This window comes from Sphingobium sp. ba1 (assembly GCF_000743655.1).
Lineage (GTDB): Bacteria > Pseudomonadota > Alphaproteobacteria > Sphingomonadales > Sphingomonadaceae > Sphingobium.
In genome coordinates, this window is the sequence record NZ_JPPQ01000059.1 from 1 (window position 1) to 1196 (window position 1196).

Genomic DNA, 1196 nt, shown 5'->3' on the forward strand with positions numbered 1-1196 from the left:
GGCCCTGAAGCCTTGGGGGCCGAGATAGTTGGCCTGTCGCCGCGCGAGGTCTGCGAGCGCGACCGGGTTCCGGTTCGTTTTTCCTACTGTGATATAGACGGCTGTTCGCAAGGCTTCCTCCATCGCCTGTGGAGGACTCAACATACCACCATTCTATATATGATAAAGGACATTATCACATATAGAGGCGCGACGCTAGCGAAACGACCACCGCAGGCGCCGAGATCCCGAACTCGCCCCCTAATCTGGTGAGCGACGGCAGGGCTTGCTCACCGATCTGGCGGCACACCGTTCGGGCGTCTCCAACTTAGGGGGTCGATGCGCACCATTACCTTCATCACGCACTTTCAAGCCAGACATCGGCTATTGCGAAGCAGTTGCATATATCATAGGGCGGCGCACAGATTGAGAACGATTCGCAAGGGGGTAAAATGAAAAAAAGTACATTAAGCGGCGCGTTAGGCCTTGGATTAATGGCCGTGCCCGCAACGGCCCAGGACCAGCCAGCTCCCCCGGCTACGGACGCACGCCAAACAATCATCGTCACCGGCGTCCGGGACGGCTACCAGGTCGATGCGACCAGCACCGCCACCCGCACTCCGACCAGTCTCAAGGACGTTCCACAGGCGGCATCGATCATCACCGAGGCGCAGATTGACGATCAAGCTATGCGCTCGATCGCCGACGTGCTTCGCTATGTCCCCGGCGCGGTGATATCTCAGGGTGAGGGTCACCGCGATCAGATCATTCTGCGCGGCAACAACAGCACCGCAGACTTCTTTGTCGATGGCCTGCGTGACGACGTGCAATATTACCGCGGCCTCTACAACGCAGAGCGGATCGAGGTCCTGAAAGGTCCCAACGCAATGATCTTCGGCCGCGGTGGTGGGGGTGGGATCGTCAACCGCGTCACCAAGCGCCCCGGTGCCAACGCCTTCATCAGTAGCAGCGGTTCGGCGGATACATATGGCGCATGGTATATCGACACCGACATCAACCAACCGATCAGCCAGTCCGCCTCGGCTCGACTGAACGCCGTCTATGAGGAGTTCAACAGCAACCGGGACTTCTACGACGGACGCCGGCTCGCGATCAATCCGACCTTTGCCGTATCGCTAGGCGGCACCACACGGATCGACCTGGGCTTCGAATACAACAATGACAAGCGCACGATCGATCGAGGCGTTCCCTCGGCT

Annotated in this window: 1 protein-coding gene; it reads left to right on the plus strand. The window is 59.1% G+C overall.

Annotated features, from left to right (window positions below; all coding sequences use genetic code 11):
• Positions 1-473: 473 nt before the first annotated feature.
• Positions 474-1196, plus strand: a 723-nt coding sequence (locus IL54_RS02825) for a TonB-dependent receptor (protein ID WP_237748766.1), incomplete at its 3' end; no start/stop codon positions are given.